At 60.1% G+C, this 16952-nt stretch carries 15 protein-coding genes; 5 read left to right on the top strand and 10 right to left on the bottom strand.

Going from position 1 to position 16952, the window contains the following annotated elements; translation table 11 throughout:
• The first annotated feature begins 179 nt into the window (after positions 1 to 179).
• From ACFQY0_RS07140 to ACFQY0_RS07120, 5 genes are all read left to right on the top strand, one after another.
• Positions 180 to 773: a TetR/AcrR family transcriptional regulator gene (locus ACFQY0_RS07140; protein WP_379710796.1), complete on the top strand. Its 594-nt coding sequence runs from the start codon at positions 180 to 182 to the stop codon at positions 771 to 773.
• Between the two features lie 257 nt (positions 774 to 1030).
• Positions 1031 to 1204 carry a hypothetical protein gene (locus tag ACFQY0_RS07135; protein WP_379710794.1) on the top strand — a complete coding sequence of 58 codons (174 nt, stop codon included), beginning with the start codon at positions 1031 to 1033 and terminating at the stop codon, positions 1202 to 1204.
• A 52-nt stretch (positions 1205 to 1256) separates the two neighbouring features.
• The gene (locus ACFQY0_RS07130; protein WP_379710792.1) at positions 1257 to 2669 is read left to right on the top strand and encodes an efflux transporter outer membrane subunit; all 1413 of its coding nucleotides are present in this window, start codon (positions 1257 to 1259) and stop codon (positions 2667 to 2669) included.
• A 22-nt stretch (positions 2670 to 2691) separates the two neighbouring features.
• On the top strand, positions 2692 to 3837 hold the full coding sequence (locus ACFQY0_RS07125) for an efflux RND transporter periplasmic adaptor subunit (protein WP_379710790.1): 1146 nt from the start codon (positions 2692 to 2694) through the stop codon (positions 3835 to 3837).
• Complete coding sequence (locus ACFQY0_RS07120; RefSeq protein ID WP_379710788.1) at positions 3834 to 6968, top strand: efflux RND transporter permease subunit; 3135 nt, start codon at positions 3834 to 3836, stop codon at positions 6966 to 6968. Before ACFQY0_RS07125 ends, ACFQY0_RS07120 begins: the two co-directional genes overlap by 4 nt.
• Before the next feature lie 147 nt (positions 6969 to 7115).
• Here the strand turns inward: ACFQY0_RS07120 and ACFQY0_RS07115 are convergent, their stop codons facing one another.
• The 10 genes from ACFQY0_RS07115 to ACFQY0_RS07070 form a co-directional block, all read right to left on the bottom strand.
• A complete protein-coding gene (locus tag ACFQY0_RS07115; RefSeq protein ID WP_379710786.1) occupies positions 7116 to 7856 on the bottom strand; it encodes a sulfite exporter TauE/SafE family protein in 741 nt (246 codons plus the stop codon).
• Between the two features lie 319 nt (positions 7857 to 8175).
• Positions 8176 to 8487, bottom strand: coding sequence for a hypothetical protein (locus ACFQY0_RS07110; RefSeq protein WP_379710784.1), 312 nt, complete (start codon positions 8485 to 8487; stop codon positions 8176 to 8178).
• A gap of 16 nt (positions 8488 to 8503) precedes the next feature.
• Positions 8504 to 8938: a TA system VapC family ribonuclease toxin gene (locus ACFQY0_RS07105; RefSeq protein WP_379710782.1), complete on the bottom strand. Its 435-nt coding sequence runs from the start codon at positions 8936 to 8938 to the stop codon at positions 8504 to 8506.
• Positions 8935 to 9210 (bottom strand): hypothetical protein, encoded by a 276-nt coding sequence (locus tag ACFQY0_RS07100; protein ID WP_379710780.1) that lies wholly within the window; start codon positions 9208 to 9210, stop codon positions 8935 to 8937. The genes ACFQY0_RS07105 and ACFQY0_RS07100 overlap by 4 nt, the downstream gene beginning before the upstream one ends.
• Before the next feature lie 30 nt (positions 9211 to 9240).
• Positions 9241 to 11514, bottom strand: a complete 2274-nt coding sequence (locus ACFQY0_RS07095) for a molybdopterin oxidoreductase family protein (RefSeq protein WP_379710778.1) — start codon at positions 11512 to 11514, stop codon at positions 9241 to 9243.
• A gap of 66 nt (positions 11515 to 11580) precedes the next feature.
• Positions 11581 to 13044 (bottom strand): ATP-binding protein, encoded by a 1464-nt coding sequence (locus tag ACFQY0_RS07090; protein ID WP_379710776.1) that lies wholly within the window; start codon positions 13042 to 13044, stop codon positions 11581 to 11583.
• Complete coding sequence (locus ACFQY0_RS07085; RefSeq protein WP_379710774.1) at positions 13041 to 13691, bottom strand: response regulator; 651 nt, start codon at positions 13689 to 13691, stop codon at positions 13041 to 13043. Before ACFQY0_RS07085 ends, ACFQY0_RS07090 begins: the two co-directional genes overlap by 4 nt.
• Before the next feature lie 49 nt (positions 13692 to 13740).
• The gene (locus ACFQY0_RS07080; protein WP_379710772.1) at positions 13741 to 14958 is read right to left on the bottom strand and encodes an ABC transporter permease; all 1218 of its coding nucleotides are present in this window, start codon (positions 14956 to 14958) and stop codon (positions 13741 to 13743) included.
• A 3-nt stretch (positions 14959 to 14961) separates the two neighbouring features.
• Complete coding sequence (locus ACFQY0_RS07075) at positions 14962 to 15654, bottom strand: ABC transporter ATP-binding protein (RefSeq protein WP_379710770.1); 693 nt, start codon at positions 15652 to 15654, stop codon at positions 14962 to 14964.
• Positions 15651 to 16940 (bottom strand): efflux RND transporter periplasmic adaptor subunit, encoded by a 1290-nt coding sequence (locus ACFQY0_RS07070; RefSeq protein ID WP_379710768.1) that lies wholly within the window; start codon positions 16938 to 16940, stop codon positions 15651 to 15653. The genes ACFQY0_RS07075 and ACFQY0_RS07070 overlap by 4 nt, the downstream gene beginning before the upstream one ends.
• Positions 16941 to 16952 lie beyond the last annotated feature (12 nt).

Genomic DNA, 16952 nt, shown 5'->3' with positions numbered 1-16952 from the left:
GCACAATCGCAAGAAGGTTCCGAATCGTACGTTCACTGAAAGGTGATGCGACCCTGCTAGGTGTTTTGGGACGGGCTGCTTCACACAAATCAAGCTCCCGATGGAGGTGAAATGGACAGAGAGAAATGTCGTCGCTTTAAGTTTGACTTTCTAGACGACCGGTCTAATTTTCCAACGAAGTGAGCGACCGCCCGACCAAAGAACGCATCTTGGATGCCGCGGAAGAGATCATGCTGGAGCATAGTTTCCACTCGGTCGGACTGAATCAGATTTTGTCTGCCGTGAAGGTGCCGAAGGGGTCGTTCTATCATTACTTCAAGTCGAAGGAGGACTTCGGTGTCGAGATTCTGAGGCATTACGCCCGAAACTCGAATGCGATCAAACATCAGCTGCTCTTCGAAACGGATCCGGAGAAGGATCCGATTGAGCGCATGTTCTGCTATTTCGAGGCTGCGATAGAGCGTGGAAGGGAAAACGGGGGGAAGTGTCCTTGCTTGATTCAGAAGCTGGCTGCGGAGGTCGCCAATTTTAGTGAGCCGATGCGTGAGGCTGTCGCCGAGGGATACGCTCAGTCCATTTCCATCTTTACCAAACTGTTCGATGAGGCCGTGGAAAAGGGTTCGCTCCCTAGATCGACCAACACCACAACTGAAGCCGAGTTTTTGATGGTCGTCTGGGTAGGAGCGCTGCAGCGCATGCTGATCTTCCGAGACGCTGAGGCGTTGAGATTTGGTGTGGATATTCTTCGCGAACGTTTCTCGAAAGTCGATTGACTCCCTTTTTTTAATCTCACGCTAGACGACCGGTCTAATTTGAATAGGTCGATCAAAATCAAATCACAACGATTTCGATGAAAACGAAGTTGGTCCCATCACCCGAGCAACCAGCGGCATCGGCCTGCTTCAACCTTCAGGGTCGCTGTTCGTGGCCTCCTTGTTCCCCGACGAATCTCTAAAGGTCGATGGGGGGCTAAACCGCTCAATCAATCGGGGCCCTCAGAATTTTCCCAATCCAAGAACCGAATATCAGCATGAACTCCAGTATCTCAGGAAAAGTCGTCGTCATCGCCGGGGCCAGCAGTGGCTTGGGTGACGAGACCCAAGCAGTCGCCGCCCATGCCTGGGATCTCGCTGGAGCGAAGAAGCCCGACGACGTTGCAAGCGATCTGAGCGAACTCGCGAAGACTCTTTCGGACTCCGAGTGATTCCGCCCGCAACCATCTTCCTTCCAATCAAGACTTCATCGGAATTTCCCGCATGAAAATGCCGCATCTACTATCAAAGCGCACCCTCGTGCCCGTATCCGTTCTCCTTGCGTTGCTGACCTCCGGCTGCCTTTCGGTGGGACCGGACTATCAATCGCCGACGACCGAAATCGCACCGGGATACAAGGGGGCGGACGCTCGTCTCGGCAATCGCGTCGAGCGCCGCTGGTGGCGTGCGTTCGGGGATAGCACCCTGAACAACTACATGTCCGATCTCGAGAGCGGAAACTTCGATCTCAAAGGAGCACTTGCACGTAGGAATCAGGCTCTCGCGGCACTTGGCATCGATCGCGCCGAGCTCTTTCCGCAGGTCTCGGCCAGCGGGGGAGTGACAAGGAGTCGAGGTTCTAACAGTGATATTACCGCTGGAATCGGAGGCAACTACCTGACCCGCTACAGCGTTTCGGCTTCCCTCGGTTATGAAATTGATCTGTGGGGTCGTGTGCGTCGCCTGGTTGAAGCCGGTACGGCCGACGCGGAAGCGGCATCGCTCACGGTGGAAGACGTTCGCTTGTCACTTCAATCGCAGCTCGCCCGCAGCTACTTTGCTCTGCGATTCCTCGATAATGATGCTCACGTTCTCCGCCAAGCCATGGGGACGCGCGAAGAAAGCCTTTCGCTCGCCCAGGATCGATTCGAAGGCGGAACGACGAGCGAACTTGACGTCGCCCGTGCGGAAACCGAGCTTGCTTCCACCAAAGCGCAGCTCGTGGCGCTCGAAGGACCTCGCGCTTCGCTGGAGAACGCGATTGCAGTCCTCGCCGGAAAGCACCCTTCGAATTTCTCGATCAGCGCTTCCTACTACGACCGTAGTATTCCTGAAATCGACTCCGGGCTACCGGGTGATCTGCTCGGTCGGCGCCCGGACGTCGCGGCAAGGGAGCGCCAGCTGGCTGCGACTTCCGCGCGAATCGGTGTCGCTACTGCGGAGTTCTTCCCGAAGATTTCACTCACGGGAAGCGGTGGGCGCTCCGCGATCAGCAGCACCGATTTCCTCAACTGGAGCAGCCGTGCCTTTGCAATCGGTCCTGAGGTCTCGGTGCCGCTCTTCCAGGGAGGACGGCTCACCAGCAACCTGGATCTCGCAAAAGCCGAGCAGGAGGAAGCTCTGGCCGCCTTCCAGCAAAGCGCCCTGAACGCCTTTGCCGACGTTGAGAATGCACTGGCATCCTTGTCCGCCGCCCGGAATGAAGTCGCCGCCCTCGAGGCGAGCGTGAAAGCCGCGGACAAGACCTACAAACTCTCGAACCTTCAGTATCAGGAAGGTGTCACCAGCTTCCTTGATGTCGTCGATAGCCAGCGCGAGCAGCTCAATGCGGAGCGCAGAAAAGTCGAAGCCCGGGGGCGTCAGTTCGGCGCCACGGTCCAACTCATCCAAGCCCTCGGCGGTGGATTTACCCGATAATAACCAAGTCTCCTAAAGAACAATGAAACGAAGCATTTTCCTCCTCGCCCTGCCTTTCCTTCTGGCGCAGTGCAATCCGAAAGAAGAGGTCGTCAAACAGCAGCCGATGCCGGTGCATGTCGCGCACCCTGTCGCCAGGACCGTCGAGCTGACGGATATCTACACCGGGAGGTTCTCACCGGTTGAGGAAGTCGACTTGCGGCCACGCGTGAGTGGCTACATCGATTCCGTGCACTTCAAGGAAGGTCAGAAGGTGCATAAGGGGGATCTGATGGTGCGGATCGACCCGCGTCCTTTTGATGCTGCCGTAGCCAATGCCGATGCGCGGCTCAAGCAAGTGGAGGCGCGTCACGTGCTGGCTGAGAACAACCTCGCCCGTGCCATGAACTTGGTGAACAAGAATGCGATCGCCCGCGAGGAGTTCGACATCCGTGAAAGCGAGGTCAAGCAGGCTGCCGCCGACGTCCTCGCGGCCAAGGCCGCGCTGACCACTGCCAAGCTCGACCGCGAGTTTGCCGACATCCACGCGCCCATTTCAGGAATCGCTGGGAAGACAATCATAACTCCCGGGAACTTCGTCAGTGGAGGGAATGCCGGTGCCGACATCCTTACGACGATTGTTCCGCATCATCCGATCTATTGCTACTTCGAGGTGGATGAGCGCCGCGTCCTCGAATTTACACGTCTCTATTTCAAAGGGGAGGCAGATGGTCGTGAGGGTGAACCTGCCAAGGTCGAAATCGCAGTCTCCGATAGCGACGAGTTCGAGTTTCAGGGAACGATCAACTTCTCCGAGAACCAGCTGGATCCGAATACCGCCACGCTTCAGATCCGCGCGCTGGTTGATAATGAGAACGAGTTCCTTACGCCGGGACTTTTCGCCCGAGTGCGAGGCAAAGTCGGCGAACCGATCGAGCGCATGCTCGTGCGTGATAGCGCACTTGGCTTCGATCAATCGAAACGCTTCGCCTGGGTGCTCAAGGACGACAATACCGTCGAGCGCCGCTATGTCGAAGTCGGAAGTCTGCAGGAGGGCGGCCTGCGGGTGATCACGGATGGTCTCACGACGGACGAGAAGATCGCCGTCAGTGGCATTCAGCTCCTCCGTCCGGGCGCTCCGCTCGCACCATCCGAGGTCGAAATGGTCCCTAACAGCACGGACGTATGAAGAACTTCGCCTTCTTTTTCATCGATCGTCCGCGCTTTGCCACGGTCGTCTCGCTGATCATTCTTTTCGTAGGGACGCTGTCGTACTTCAACCTGCCTGTCGCGCAGTTTCCAGAGGTCGCGCCACCGACGGTGGTGGTCACCGGCGCCTATCCGGGTGCCACGCCCGACACGATTGCCAAGACTCTGGCTGCTCCGATCGAACAGGAAGTGAACGGTGTCGAGGGCATGCTCTACATGAACTCGCAGAGCACCTCCGACGGGGCCTATCAGCTCACCGTCACCTTCGAGCTCGGCACCGATCTCGACCAGGCCCAGGTGCTGGTGCAGAACCGTGTCGCGATTGCCGAACCACGCCTGCCCGAGGAGGTGCGGCGAATTGGTGTGACCGTGCAGAAGTCATCTCCCGACTTGCTGATGGTCGTCCAGATGTTCTCGCCCGATGAGACCTTCGATCTTCTTTACGTTTCCAACTACGGACTTCTCCAGGTTAGGGAAAGGCTCCGTCGGATCGAAGGTGTCGGGGAGGTCCGGCTTTTCGGAGGGCGCGAGTATAGCATGCGGGTATGGCTCGATCCGGAACGCCTTGATTTTTACGAGCTCACCGCGAGTGAAGTGGTTTCGGCTCTGCGTGGTCAGAACCTTCAAATCGCCGCCGGAACGATTGGCCAGCAGCCGATGGAGAAGGCGCTGCCTTTCCAGATCAATGTGACAACCCAAGGCCGGCTCACCGAAGAAGGCGAATTTGAAAAGGTCATCGTCAAGACGGATGATGAGGGGCGTATCGTGCGACTCGCCGATGTCGCCCGCGTTGAGCTGGGATCGCTCGAATACAACGTCAACGCCTACCTCAATGGAACTCGGACGCTTGCGATGCCGATCTTCCGACGTCCGGGATCCAACGCGCTTGAAACCGCGGAATCCATTCGTGAAGCGATGAGGGAAATGTCCGCAGACTTTCCCGAAGGTCTCGAATACGACATCGCCTATGACCCTACCGGCTTCATCGACAAGTCGATCGAAGCGGTGCTTCATACGCTCGTTGAGGCGGTGATTCTGGTGATCATCGTGATGCTGATTTTCCTGCAGTCCTGGCGTGCTGCGCTGATTCCCGTGCTGGCGATTCCCGTCTCACTCGTGGGGACCTTCGCGGTGATGCAGGTTTTCGGATTCTCTCTTAATAACCTCACCTTGTTCGGTCTGGTGCTCGCGATCGGGATCGTGGTCGATGATGCGATCGTCGTGGTTGAGAACATTGAGCGAAATCTCGATAAGGGCCTGGCACCTCGAGATGCGACCCGCACTGCGATGGCGGAAGTGAGTGGCGCTCTGGTGGCCACCGGGCTGGTGCTCCTTGCTGTCTTCGTGCCGACCGCATTCATGGCCGGGATCACCGGCCAGTTCTATAGCCAGTTCGCTCTAACGATTGCGACCTCGACCCTGATCTCGGTGCTGATCTCGCTGACCTTGAGTCCCGCTTTGGGCGTGCTGCTGCTCCGTCCGCGGAATGCCAAGCCCGATCTGTTCACGCGCCTGCTCAATAGAATCTTCGGTTGGTTCTTCCGCATCTTCAACAAGACCTTCGACAAGGCCAACAATCTTTATACCGGCATTGTGAAGCGTTCGCTTCGCTTTGGTGCGGTGATGGCCATCCTCTACATCGGGCTGGTCGCCATCGCTGGCGTTGGATTTCAGAAAGTGCCGGGCGGATTCATTCCTGCTCAGGACCAGGGCTACGCCATCGTCGCGGCACAGCTCCCGACCGGAGCCTCGCTTGACCGAAGCGATGCTGTTGCGCAGGAACTCATCAAACGAGTGGGTGAGTTGGAAGGCATCAAGAACGTGGTTGCCTTTGCGGGCTTCAACGGAGCCACCTTCTCGAACTCATCGAACGCCGTAGTGCTTTTCCCGGTCTTTGAAGAATTCGGTGAGCGCCCGGATGCCGACACGATTCTGACCAAGATCCGCCAAGTCACGGCTGATATTGATGCGATCACGGTGGCGATCCCACCTCCAACGATCCGCGGACTCGGAAATGGCGGTGGATTCAAGATGGAGATTCAGGACCGGGCGGGGCTTGGTTACGAAACACTGGAACAAGCCACCTGGAACCTCGCTTTCGCTGCGATGGCGGAGCCGGAAATCGTGCAACCCTTCACGCCCTTCACTTCGGCGGGACCCCAGCTTTATGCGGATATCGATCGTGAGAAGGCGGTGATGTTGGGTGTTCCCTTGCAGAACGTCTTCGACGCCCTTGAGATCAATCTTGGTTCGAGTTTCGTCAATGAGATCAACTTGTACGGACGCACATTCCGAGTCACCGCCCAGGCTGATGCGAAGTTCCGCGACGACGAGGAGGACGTGACCAAACTGAAAACGCGCAATGCCTCCGGCGATATGGTGCCGCTTGGCTCGGTCGTCGATCTCCGTCAGGCCACCGGGCCAGACCGGGTCGTTCGGCACAACCTTTACCCGAGCGCGGACCTGATCGGCTCGGCCGCTCCGGGTGTTAGCACCGGTCAGGCGCTTGCCAAAATGGAAGAACTCGCCGCCAGGGTCCTGCCTCCGGGGATCAGCTACGAGTGGACAGAACTGGCTTATCAGGAGACCAACACCGAAGGCTCTGCTGTGCTGATCTTCCTGCTGGCGATCGCCTTCGTCTTCCTTCTTCTAACAGCCCAGTATGAAAGCTGGGGGATGCCGCTGGCGGTGATCCTCACCGTTCCGCTCTGCCTTGCCGGTGCGATCTGGGGCGTTTGGTTCCGGGGGATGGACAACAACATCCTGACCCAGGTTGGCCTGGTCGTCCTCATTGCTCTCGCGAGTAAGAACGCGATTCTGATCGTCGAGTTCGCCAAACATCTTGAGGACGAGGGAATGAACCGTTTCGACGCCGCGGTTGAAGCTGCGAAGCTGCGTCTTCGTCCGATCCTGATGACTGCCTTCGCTTTCATCCTCGGCGTGATCCCGCTGGTGATCGCTTCAGGGCCCGGTGCCGAGATGCGTCAGGCTCTGGGAACCGTGGTCTTCTATGGAATGATTGCCGTGACTTTCTTCGGCGTATTCTTCGCCCCATTCTTCTACGTGCTGGTGCGTCGCAGTGCCGAGAAGAAGGAGGTCGCCGATGTCTGATCACCATGCACAAGTTCAATCGTCGAACGACCTGCGCCATAGGCCGAAGCCAGGCGTATGATTTCCCGGGGGGGAGATGAAAAGTCCAGCATCCCATCGTGTGATGGGATGCTGGCAATTTCTTTTTGGGGCCACCGCTTGGTAGGACTAAGGGAAGATGACTTTGCCGAGGAGTTTTACGGAAGCCAGTAGAAGAACGACCGCAAGGAGCCTTCGAATGGTAGTCGCGGAGAAATGATAACTGCCGAGGCGCGAGCCGGCGAAACCGCCGACGAGCGCGAAGGGGAAGAGCGAGGCGAGGTGCCAGGGGATCGGCTCGGGGCCGGTGCTGAAGCCAAGGATGCCGCTGAGCGAATTGCCGGCGATGAAGACAATCGAAGTGGCGGCGGCAGTTTTAGGCGTGGCCCAGCCGGCGATGAGCAGGAGCGGGGTGAGGAAAATGCCGCCGCCGGTGCCGGTCAGCCCGGCGAGGTAGCCGAGGATGGCCCCGGCGATGAGGGCGATAGGCGTCTTGGGAGCTTTGGGCTCGTCGCTGGAGGCTTTGTTGGGGAAGAGGAAGCGGATTGCGGAAAAGAGCAGCACCGAGCCGAGCACGAGGCCGAGGATTTGAGGGGGAAGGCTGACCTTTCCCCCCAGGAAGGCGAAGGGAAGGGCGGCGACGAGGAATGGCCAGGTCAGCGACCAGCGGAAATGCCCGCCACGGACGAAGTGCCACATGCCGAAGATCGAAACGCCGAGATTCATCATCAGCGCGGCGGGCCGGATCTCCGGGACCGCGATGCCTGCGAGGGTCATCGCCGCGATGTAGCCGGAAGCTCCTGCATGCCCGACACTCGAGTAGAGGAAGGCGAGGATGAGGATGGATAGGTGGAGGGCGACTTCGCTCACGGCGAGGCGATTGGAACCTCTGGTGTCGCAGGTGACGAGGGTTTGTTTGGGGCCAGCATCGGCGCTTCTTGGTAGACGATGTTGTTTATTGAAATTCGTTGTCTCGAAATCGCTCCATGGCATCGAAGATTCGATCGAGCTCCTCCTTCTGTTCCCGTTCAGTCTTCAGCTCTCCATGTTTTTTCTCGGCCTTGATTCCCAGCTTGACCTCCAGTTCCGCGATGAGGCCATCACTAACATGGCGACTGCATGAGAAGGTCTCGTGACCTTCATCGCAGAATCCGTGAAACCGAAACAGTCCGAGATCGCCGGAGTATCTCTAGATGTGGGCAATGCAGCGTTCGTTGAGACCGTCGTGGGCGACCATCCTCTTGAGCTTTTCGAGATTCGTCTTTGTCAGGCCGATGTGAAAAGTCGAGGGCCGAGGGCTCAGGATATCCGGAGTCAGATGGGTCCGGTATGGGGACCTCATATGCCAGAATCTCAAGCGTTGAAGAAGAGAGGAAGAGACGACTTCGATGAACAGATTGGTGTCTTCATCGTAGAACACGGTGAGTGCGTCGAGGAGAGCCAGGCGGTCGGAGATGGGACTGAAATCCCAATGAAATGCTCCATCGAAGTGGTTGCTCATTCTTTAAAGTGGAGAGCTATTCTTTGGGTGAAGGATCGAGCCACGGGAGTCCGGGAAAGCGGGCGAAGCCTTGATCAAAGCTGACGAGGGTGGCCTTATGTTCGATGGCCAGGGCGGCGAGCCAGGCGTCGTTGATGTCGTTGCCGACGATGCTCAATTTGCTGACCAATTCCCGGAAGGTTTGATTGTGAGGGGAAAGGGCGGAGACTCGGACGGTGCGTGGGTAGTTCCAGAGGTCGTCGAGCCAGTAGCCAAGGGTTTCCTCCAAGGGCATGTTAAACAATTTGGGATGCGTGCAGAGTCTGAGGAGGGCCACCTCGGTGAGTTCTGTTAGAAGAAGCTCCGTGCCTTGTTTCATGGCATCAAGGATCCACTCACGCGAGACCTGGTGAAATGCCGAATCTTCGTTCGCCGCGTAGATGAGCACGTTCGCGTCGAGAAGGTATCTCATTTCCTGCCTTTCGAATTCGCAGAGGCTCCCAGCTGCTTGAGATCATCTTCGAGCTGAACTTCTTCGGCGAGTTTGAGGAAGTCTTCGTGGCCGATTTTTCGCCTCGGCTTGATGCTGCGGAGTTTGGGGACGAAGTGGGGCTTCGTGTTGGCTGCTTCGATGCGGAGCTTGAGACCCTCTTCGAGAAATCGGGTCAAGGTGATGCCTTCCTCGGCGGCCTTGGTTTTCGCGGCGCGGTAGATCTCATCGGGCAAGCGGAGGGTCGTTTGCATGATGGGAATCTAGCGTCTGACAGATTTCTGTCAAGATGGCGAAATGGTCACGGCGCTGGCCTTGTAGTTGGGCTGGCGGGAGTGGGGGTCGAAGCTGGGGTGGGTGAGCTTGTTGACCTCGGGGTAGTGCATCGGGAGGAAGAGTTGTCCGGGCTGGACGGTCGGAGCGAGGTAGGCGCTGGCCTTCATTTCGCCTCGGCGGGAACGGATGGTGACGGTCTGATTGTTCAAAACTCCCAGCCGTTTCGCGTCTCGCGGATGAATTTCGATGTAGGCTTCCGCGGGGTAGAGCTTTTGGAGGATGTCCGATTTGGAAGTGCGCGTCTGGGTGTGCCACTGGCTGCTGGTGCCGCGGCCAGTGAGGAGCATGAAGGGGAATTTGGCGTCGGGCGCTTCAGGGAGTTCATCGGGTGCTGAGTAAAGGATTCTGGCGCGACCACTAGGAGTGTAGTAGTGTCCGTCGGCGAAGAGCCTTCGTTCCGAAGGTGTGCCGAGTGCCGAGTGCCGAGTGAAAAGTGAGTGATTTGCGACTTTGTCGATTGGTGATGATTCCGGGGATGATAAGGGGGATTGCGAATCCCCGCTCCTTGGGAAAGGCCATTGGATGCCGCCGGCTTGGTCGAGTTGCTCGTACCCTTTGATGGCGGTAATGTCACAGGGGCGGTCTTTGGTGAGGTCGCGGAGAATTCTGAAGGCGGACTCGGGGTCGGTCCAATCGGCGAACATCTCGCCGCAGCCCCAGGCTTCTGCGAGCAGGCGGAAGATGCGGAAGTCGGTGAGGGTCTGGCCCGGGGCCTTGCGGACGGGTTTGATGGTGGCGATGCGGCGCTCGGAGTTGATCAGGCAGCCACTTTTTTCGCCCCAGCCGGCGGCGGGGAGGTAGAGGTCGGCGACGGCGGCCGACTCGGTGCTGTGGTACATGTCCTGGACGACGAGGAATTCGAGCTTGTCGCGCAGCGCGGCGAGTCGGCCGCTGTCGATCCACGAGTGGAAGGGGTTGGTGGCGACGATCCAGAGGGCTTTGATTTTCCCCTGCTCGGCGGCGTGGAGGATCTCGTCGTAGGCGAGGGACGCTTCCGAGGGGATCCGCTCGGCGGGGATGCCAAGGCCATCGGCGACCTTCTGACGGTGCTCGGGGTTGGCGAAGTCGTGGCCACCTACGAGGGATGTCGTATTTGAAAACAGGCGTGAGCCCATCGCGTTGCACTGGCCGGTGATCGAGTTGGCGCCGGTGCCGGGCTTGCCGATGTTGCCGGTGATCAGGGCGAGATTGATCATCGCCTGGGCGGCGCGGACCCCTTCGTAGGACTGGTTGATGCCCATGGTCCACCACCACGATACGCGCTTGCCGGGCTCGGAGACGAGGCGGGCAAGCTTCTCGACGGTTGCGGGCTCGAGTCCGGTGCGCTCGGCAACGGATTCGGGCGTGTAGTCTCTAACAAATGCGGCAAACTCATCGTATCCCTCGGTGTGGGTGATGGCTTCGGGGTCGATGCGGCCGTCGCGGATGATGCAGTGGGCGAGGGCGTAGTAAAGAGCGAGGTCGCCTTTTGGTTTGAGCGGGACGTGGACGGTGGCGGCCTGCGCGGTTTCGGTGGATCTGGGATCGATGACGATGATCTCGGGCATGCGGCGGTTGCGCATGATGCGTTGCCAGAGGATCGGGTGAGCGATGCAGAGATTGCTGCCGGAAAGGACGATGACGTCGCTTTCCTCGAAGTCGGCGTACGTGTAGGGCGGCGCGTCGAAGCCGAAGGATTGCTTGTAGGCGGTGACGGCGGTGGCCATGCACTGGCGCGTGTTGGCATCGCCGTGGAGGAAGCCCATGCCGGATTTCCAGAGCAGCCCGAGAAAGGCCATTTCCTCAAAGGGGATTTGTCCGGTGGAAAGGAAGGCGGCGGAGTCGCGGCCGTGCTTGTCCTGGATGCCCTGAAGCTTGGAGGTGAAAAGATCGACGGCAGTGGCCCAGTCGATGGGCCTTCTTTCGCCCGTGGCGGGATCACGGAGAAGCGGAGTGGTGCCACGATCGGGGGCGGCGAGGGGGTCGAGCGCCTGCCAACCTTTCGGGCACGCCATGCCGAGGTTCACGGGGTAGTTGGCTTGAGGGCTGAGGTTGATGGCTTCACCTGCTTCGTTGAGATGAAGCTTGAGTTGGCAACCGGTCGCGCAATAGCCGCAGATGGAGGTGACGGTGGAGGCCGGAGCGAGGCGCGACGGAACCTTGCCGAGACCGAACTGGCCGGGTTCTTGCACCAGGTCCTTGGTTAAAGGGCCTGATTTTTGTTTGAGGATCTTCTGAAGCATCAGGGTGGAGCACCGTTCCGGTAGACTCCTAACCTAAGCATGGCGCGTGCTAGTCGGCAGCGTTTTTCACCGAGGCGAGGCCTCGCTTCGATCATCCGCCTCATGATGGCCGCTCATGGCAAGGGGAAGTGTCAGTCGGAAGGTGGTTCCGTGAGCCGCCGAACTCTCGGCTTCCATACGGCCGTCGATCGAACTGGCGATGGAGCGGACGATCGCCAGTCCAAGGCCATTGTGGCTGGATTGCTGGCTGCGGGCGGGGTCAGCGCGGTAAAATCGCTCGAAAAGGTGGGGCAGGTGCTCAGGGGGAATGCCTGGGCCGGCATCGTGAATTTCAAGCACGGCGCTCTCTCCCTCAGGGCGAGTGCAGAGGGTCACCGGGGTGCCTTCCGGCGGGTGGGAGAGGGCATTGGAAACAAGATTCTGGAGCAGGCTGTCGATGAGCTCGGCGGGCGCCGAAACGGGAGTAGGCGTGAGCTCAAGGTGGATTTCCGATCCGCGATCCGCGGCCAATGGGGCCATCCGGCTGGCGGTTTGACGGGCAAGTTCTGCAAGGTCGCAGTGGGTAGTCTCGCCTGGCTTTCCAGTGTCGTGCCGGGCGAGCTCGAGCAGCGAGTCGACAATGCCACGCATGCGCAGGGCGGCGGTTCGGCAATGCTCGAGAAACTCGCGATACTGAGCCGGTTCCCGCTCGGATTTGAGCGACCGCTGGGTCTCGGAAAGAATGATCGTCAGGGGAGTGCGCAGCTCGTGCGAGGCATCGGCGGTGAATCTCACTTGGCGCTCGATGGCTTCGGCCAGGCGGTCGAACGTGCCGTTGAGGACGTGGGCGAGTTGGTCGAGTTCGCTGTCGCTGTCCCTGATGGCGATTCGCTCGTCGAGCTGACCCTCAGCGATCCGTGAGGCGGTATGGGAAATGGCCCCAATCGGCTTGAGAGCCCGGCCGGCGAGCCACCAGCCGCCAGCGAGCGAGGCGAGAAAGATCGCGCCTCCTCCGAGACTGAGCAGCAGCCGAAACTGGCGCAGCGTCGCGAGGTCCTCTTCAATGTCGCGACCGACCAGCACCGTGAATCCGGCGGGATGCCTGCGCACAACTTCCTGGAAGTTTCGTCGACGGGTCGGGGTGAAGTTGCCCTCTGCCGATGCTTTAGGCAGCGTGAGATCGGCCGGCACGTTGTTAGAAAGATAGATCGGCTCGCCCTCGGACGACCAGTAAGCGATGTAAGCCTGGGTGCTGTCTTTTTCCAGCAGGTGACGGAATTGCGGAATGGAAGCGGCCCGTGCCGGAAAGCTCGCGAGTGCCGTGCGGAATTCGTCGCGGGTCGGCGGGGCGTCTTCGCCTTTCCGTTCGGCAAACGCGCCATGGCGCATGAACGAGCGTTCGAAATCGACAAGTTGGCGCTCGATTTGTCCGAAGCGTTCACCGGCGGCGAGGCGGTAGGCGAGAAGCCCGACGGCGACGATCAGGGCCAGCGAAATCAATGCGTGCCAGAGCTGAAGCCGCCAGCGGAGCGAGTGGACAGGGAGTTTCATTCGATGCAATAGCCGTGGCCGCGGCGAGTGGTGATGAAGTCGTGCCGGACCTTTTTCCGGACGTTCGATACGTGGACGTCGAGGAGGTTGGAAAGGGTGTCGTCGCTTTCGTCGAAGAGATGCTCATAAAGCTCCGAACGACTGACAATGGTGCCGCGTTTGAGCGCGAGATGTTCGACAAGGGCATACTCGCGCGGCGTGAGGGGAATCGGCGCACCATCGCGCGCGAGGGTGCGGGCGGCGAGATCGAGGGTCAGCTCGTTCAGGCTGAGCTGATTGCTGCCTTGGCCACGGTTGCGGCGGATCAGTGCGCGGAGCCGGGCTAACAGCTCGTCGAAATCGAAGGGCTTTGTTAGGTAATCATCGGCACCCGCGTCGAGGCCGCGGATGCGGTCAGGCACGGCGTCCCGGGCGGTCAGCATGAGCACCGGAGTGGCCTTTGTTTGGCGGAGCCGACGGAGCAGTTCCCAGCCATCGAATCCGGGCAGCATGCCATCGAGGACGATCGCATCGTAATCGATCTCACTGGCCAGCGCGTGCCCCTCCGGGCCATCGGCGGCGGAGTCGACCGCATACCCTTCCTCGCGCAGTCCTTCACGGATGCTGTGGAGGAGGAGCGGGTCGTCTTCGATGATGAGGAGGCGCATGGGGTGGGATTTTTATTTTGGTGGGACGGCGGAGCAATCGCGGTGCCCTCTATTCATGCCGCAATGCGTCGATGGGGTCGAGTCTGGCGGCGCGGCGGGCGGGCATGAAGCCGAAGAGGATGCCGATGGCTGCGGAGAACACGAACGCGGCGAGATTGATCGAGGAGTCGAAGACAAAGGGAACGTCGATGATTTTCGAAAGACCCAGGCACAGCCCGAGGGCCAGCAGGATGCCGGTGAGCCCACCGATGCTTGATAGCGTGATGGCTTCGACGAGAAACTGCAGCAGGACTTCTCGGGCGCGTGCTCCGATGGCGAGACGGATGCCGATTTCCCGGGTTCGCTCGGTGACCGAGACCAGCATGATGTTCATGATTCCGATGCCTCCGACGAGCATGCTGACGCCGGCAACCGCGCCGAGCAAGGTGGTCATCACCTGGGTGGACGAGCTCACGGTGTCGGCGATCTGGCGGGTGTCCATGACGCTGAAGTCGTCGTCTTCATTGCGGGCGAGATTCCGGCGTTCACGCATCAGCGAGCCGACATCGGCAATGATCTGCTCGGTCGACCAGTCGTCCTCGGCGGACATCATGATTTGACCAATGCTGTTCGTGGAACTGCGTCCGACGAGGCGTCGCTGGAGGGTGGTGAGGGGCACGACAATGGTGTCGTCCTGATCGCGGCCGAAGCCTGACTGACCCTTCGCTTCGAGCAATCCGATGATCTGGACCGACGCCTTGCCGACACGGATCTTTTCGCCAATCGGATCAGCATTTCCGAACAAGTCCTTGCGGACGGAGTCGCCAATGACTCCGACGGCAGCGCCGGTTTTGAGGTCTTCTTCGGTAAAGAGGCGGCCTTGGGAGAGCTTCCAGTTTCCGATCGGAAAGTAGTCCGGAGTGGTGCCGGTAACGTCGCCCGATCGTGCTTCATCACGGTAGATCGCGCTTGAGTTCGACGAGGCGACGGGAGCGACGGCGCGCAGGCCGGGGACCTGCTCGCTGATGGCGAGCGCATCGTCTTCCGTGAAATTGGGGACGCCGGCTGAGGATGATCGCGGTCCGAATCCGACCCCGGGACGGAGCACGAGCAGGTTGCTGCCGAGGCCCGAGATCTTGTCCTTGATCGAGGCGGTGGCGCCTTGGCCGAGGGTGACCATCGTGATGACCGCGGCGACGCCGATGACCACCCCGAGCACGGTGAGGAAGGCGCGGGGAAGATTGCGGCGAATTTCGCGGAGGGCGATGATGAAGGCATTCCAGAGCATGGGTCAGTGGGGCTTGGTGTGATCGGATTCGATGAGCCCATCGCGCACGGTGACGACGCGGCTGGCGTAGGTGGCGACTTCCTCCTCGTGGGTGACCATTAGAATGGTGATGCCCTGTTCCGTATTGAGGCGGGTGAGCAGCTCCATGACTTCATCGGTCGTGCGCGAGTCGAGGTTGCCGGTGGGTTCGTCGGCAAAGAGGGTGCCGGGCGAGGTGACAATGGCCCGGGCGATGGCGACCCGTTGCTGCTGGCCGCCGGAGAGTTCGGCCGGGGAGTTGCGCTCCTTGTCGGGCAGGCCCACGCTGGCCAGCGCTTCGCGGGCGAGCCGATGGCGTTCTTTTTGCGAATGCCCCCGATAGAGCAAGGGGAGCTCGACATTTTCCAAGGCCGAGGTGCGGGCTAACAGGTTGAAGCCCTGGAAGATGAATCCAAGCGCATGACGGCGGAGCAGCGAGCGCTGGTCCTTGTCGAGGGATTCGACGGCGATGCCCTCGAAGCGGTAGGATCCGGTGGTGGGCGTGTCGAGACAGCCGAGCAAATTCATGAGGGTGGATTTGCCCGAGCCACTCGGGCCCATGACGGCAACAAACTCGCCCTGCTCGATGTCGAGATCGATGCCGCGCAGCGCTTTGAAGGCGGCGGGGCCCTGACCGTAGGTTTTGGTCAGGCCTCGAAGTTGGATGAGAGGGTTCATGAGCCGGACGAGCTGGAAAGGATGACTTCAAGGCCGGCTTCGATACCGGGTCCGCGGATTTCGGTATTGCGGCCATCGGAGAGTCCGGTCTCGACCGGGATCGGCTGGGGTTGGCCGTCGCGCAGCACCCAGATCTGCTGACGCTCGCCGGGCGAAGGGTTGCCGGCCTCTTTGGGAGCCTTTCCGCCAGAGCGACGCGGTGGGCCGGGGGTCAGGCTTTCGACCAGGGACTTCTTCGGTGCGCCACCGGACGGAGCGGCGGTGCGGGAGGGATCGAAACGGAGCGCGGTATTGGGAACCAGCCGAACGCCCTTCGATTCCGCCACGGCAATTTCGGCGGTGGCGGTCATGCCGGGGCGAAGGCTGAGGTCGTTGTTAGAGACATCGAGTTCGGTCTCATAGGTGACGACGTTGTCGGTCACCTGCGATCCGAAGGATGCCTTGCGGACTTCGGCCTGATAGTTTCGCTTCGGCCAGGCATCGACGGTGAAGGTTGCGGGTTGTCCGGTATCGACGCGACCGATGTCTGCCTCGGCAACGTTGACGATCAGATTCATTTTGGAAAGGTCCTCAGCGATCACGAACAGTTCGGGAGCCTGGAACTGGGCTGCGACGGTCTGGCCAGGTTCGATGCTGCGGGTCAGCACGATGCCATCGACCGGTGAGCGGAGAATGGCTTTGCCGAGATCGCTCTCGTTGGCCTTCAGGGCGGCTTCGGTTTGGGCAACCTGAGCTTCGGCGCTTTCGAGGTCGGCCGCCGCCCGATCAACGGTCGCGATGGCGGCATCCATGTCGGCCTTCGACGGGGTGCGCCCGCCGCTGAGTTCGTGGAGTTCGCGTAGCCGGGTGAGGGTGGCTTCGCTTTCCTTCAAGGTCGCCTGGGTCTGGCTGACGCTGGCTTTCGCCGAACGCAGGGCGGCACGTGATTGCTCGGTCTGCTGGGCGAGTTTGGTGGTGTCGAGCTTGGCGAGTTCCTGGCCGGCCTTCACCTCGTCATTGATGTCGACGTAGACCTCCATCACCGTGCCGGAGACTTCGCTGCCGATGGTGACCTGATTGGTCGGTTCGAGGGTGCCGGTGGTGGTGATTGTTAGAGCGACATCGCCAGTGACGACTTTCGCGGTATGGTAGACGGGGCCTTGCCGGTCATTGGCATCGCGCTTCGACCACCAGATGCCCGACGCGGCGATGGCGAGGAGGATCAGGGCGGACAGCACCCAACGTCGAAGCGGATGGGAGTTGCGGTTCTGCTCGAGGACTTCGGCAAGCGGGGTTTCGGATTTCATGGATGGGATCGG

The organism is Haloferula chungangensis (assembly GCF_042664875.1).
In the GTDB taxonomy this organism is placed as follows: Bacteria; Verrucomicrobiota; Verrucomicrobiia; order Verrucomicrobiales; family Akkermansiaceae; genus Haloferula; species Haloferula chungangensis.
This window is presented reverse-complemented; position numbering and strand designations above follow the sequence as displayed.

Excerpts from the sequence above, each read along its gene's own strand:
- ACFQY0_RS07135 (WP_379710794.1), top strand. The coding sequence starts at position 1,031 with ATGAACTCCAGTATCTCAGGAAAAGTCGTCGTCATCGCCGGGGCCAGC.
- ACFQY0_RS07130 (WP_379710792.1), top strand. The coding sequence starts at position 1,257 with ATGAAAATGCCGCATCTACTATCAAAGCGCACCCTCGTGCCCGTATCC.
- ACFQY0_RS07125 (WP_379710790.1), top strand. The coding sequence starts at position 2,692 with ATGAAACGAAGCATTTTCCTCCTCGCCCTGCCTTTCCTTCTGGCGCAG.
- ACFQY0_RS07120 (WP_379710788.1), top strand. The coding sequence starts at position 3,834 with ATGAAGAACTTCGCCTTCTTTTTCATCGATCGTCCGCGCTTTGCCACG.
- ACFQY0_RS07110 (WP_379710784.1), bottom strand. The coding sequence starts at position 8,487 with ATGAGCAACCACTTCGATGGAGCATTTCATTGGGATTTCAGTCCCATC.
- ACFQY0_RS07105 (WP_379710782.1), bottom strand. The coding sequence starts at position 8,938 with ATGAGATACCTTCTCGACGCGAACGTGCTCATCTACGCGGCGAACGAA.
- ACFQY0_RS07100 (WP_379710780.1), bottom strand. The coding sequence starts at position 9,210 with ATGCAAACGACCCTCCGCTTGCCCGATGAGATCTACCGCGCCGCGAAA.
- ACFQY0_RS07095 (WP_379710778.1), bottom strand. The coding sequence starts at position 11,514 with ATGCTTCAGAAGATCCTCAAACAAAAATCAGGCCCTTTAACCAAGGAC.
- ACFQY0_RS07090 (WP_379710776.1), bottom strand. The coding sequence starts at position 13,044 with ATGAAACTCCCTGTCCACTCGCTCCGCTGGCGGCTTCAGCTCTGGCAC.
- ACFQY0_RS07085 (WP_379710774.1), bottom strand. The coding sequence starts at position 13,691 with ATGCGCCTCCTCATCATCGAAGACGACCCGCTCCTCCTCCACAGCATC.
- ACFQY0_RS07080 (WP_379710772.1), bottom strand. The coding sequence starts at position 14,958 with ATGCTCTGGAATGCCTTCATCATCGCCCTCCGCGAAATTCGCCGCAAT.
- ACFQY0_RS07075 (WP_379710770.1), bottom strand. The coding sequence starts at position 15,654 with ATGAACCCTCTCATCCAACTTCGAGGCCTGACCAAAACCTACGGTCAG.
- ACFQY0_RS07070 (WP_379710768.1), bottom strand. The coding sequence starts at position 16,940 with ATGAAATCCGAAACCCCGCTTGCCGAAGTCCTCGAGCAGAACCGCAAC.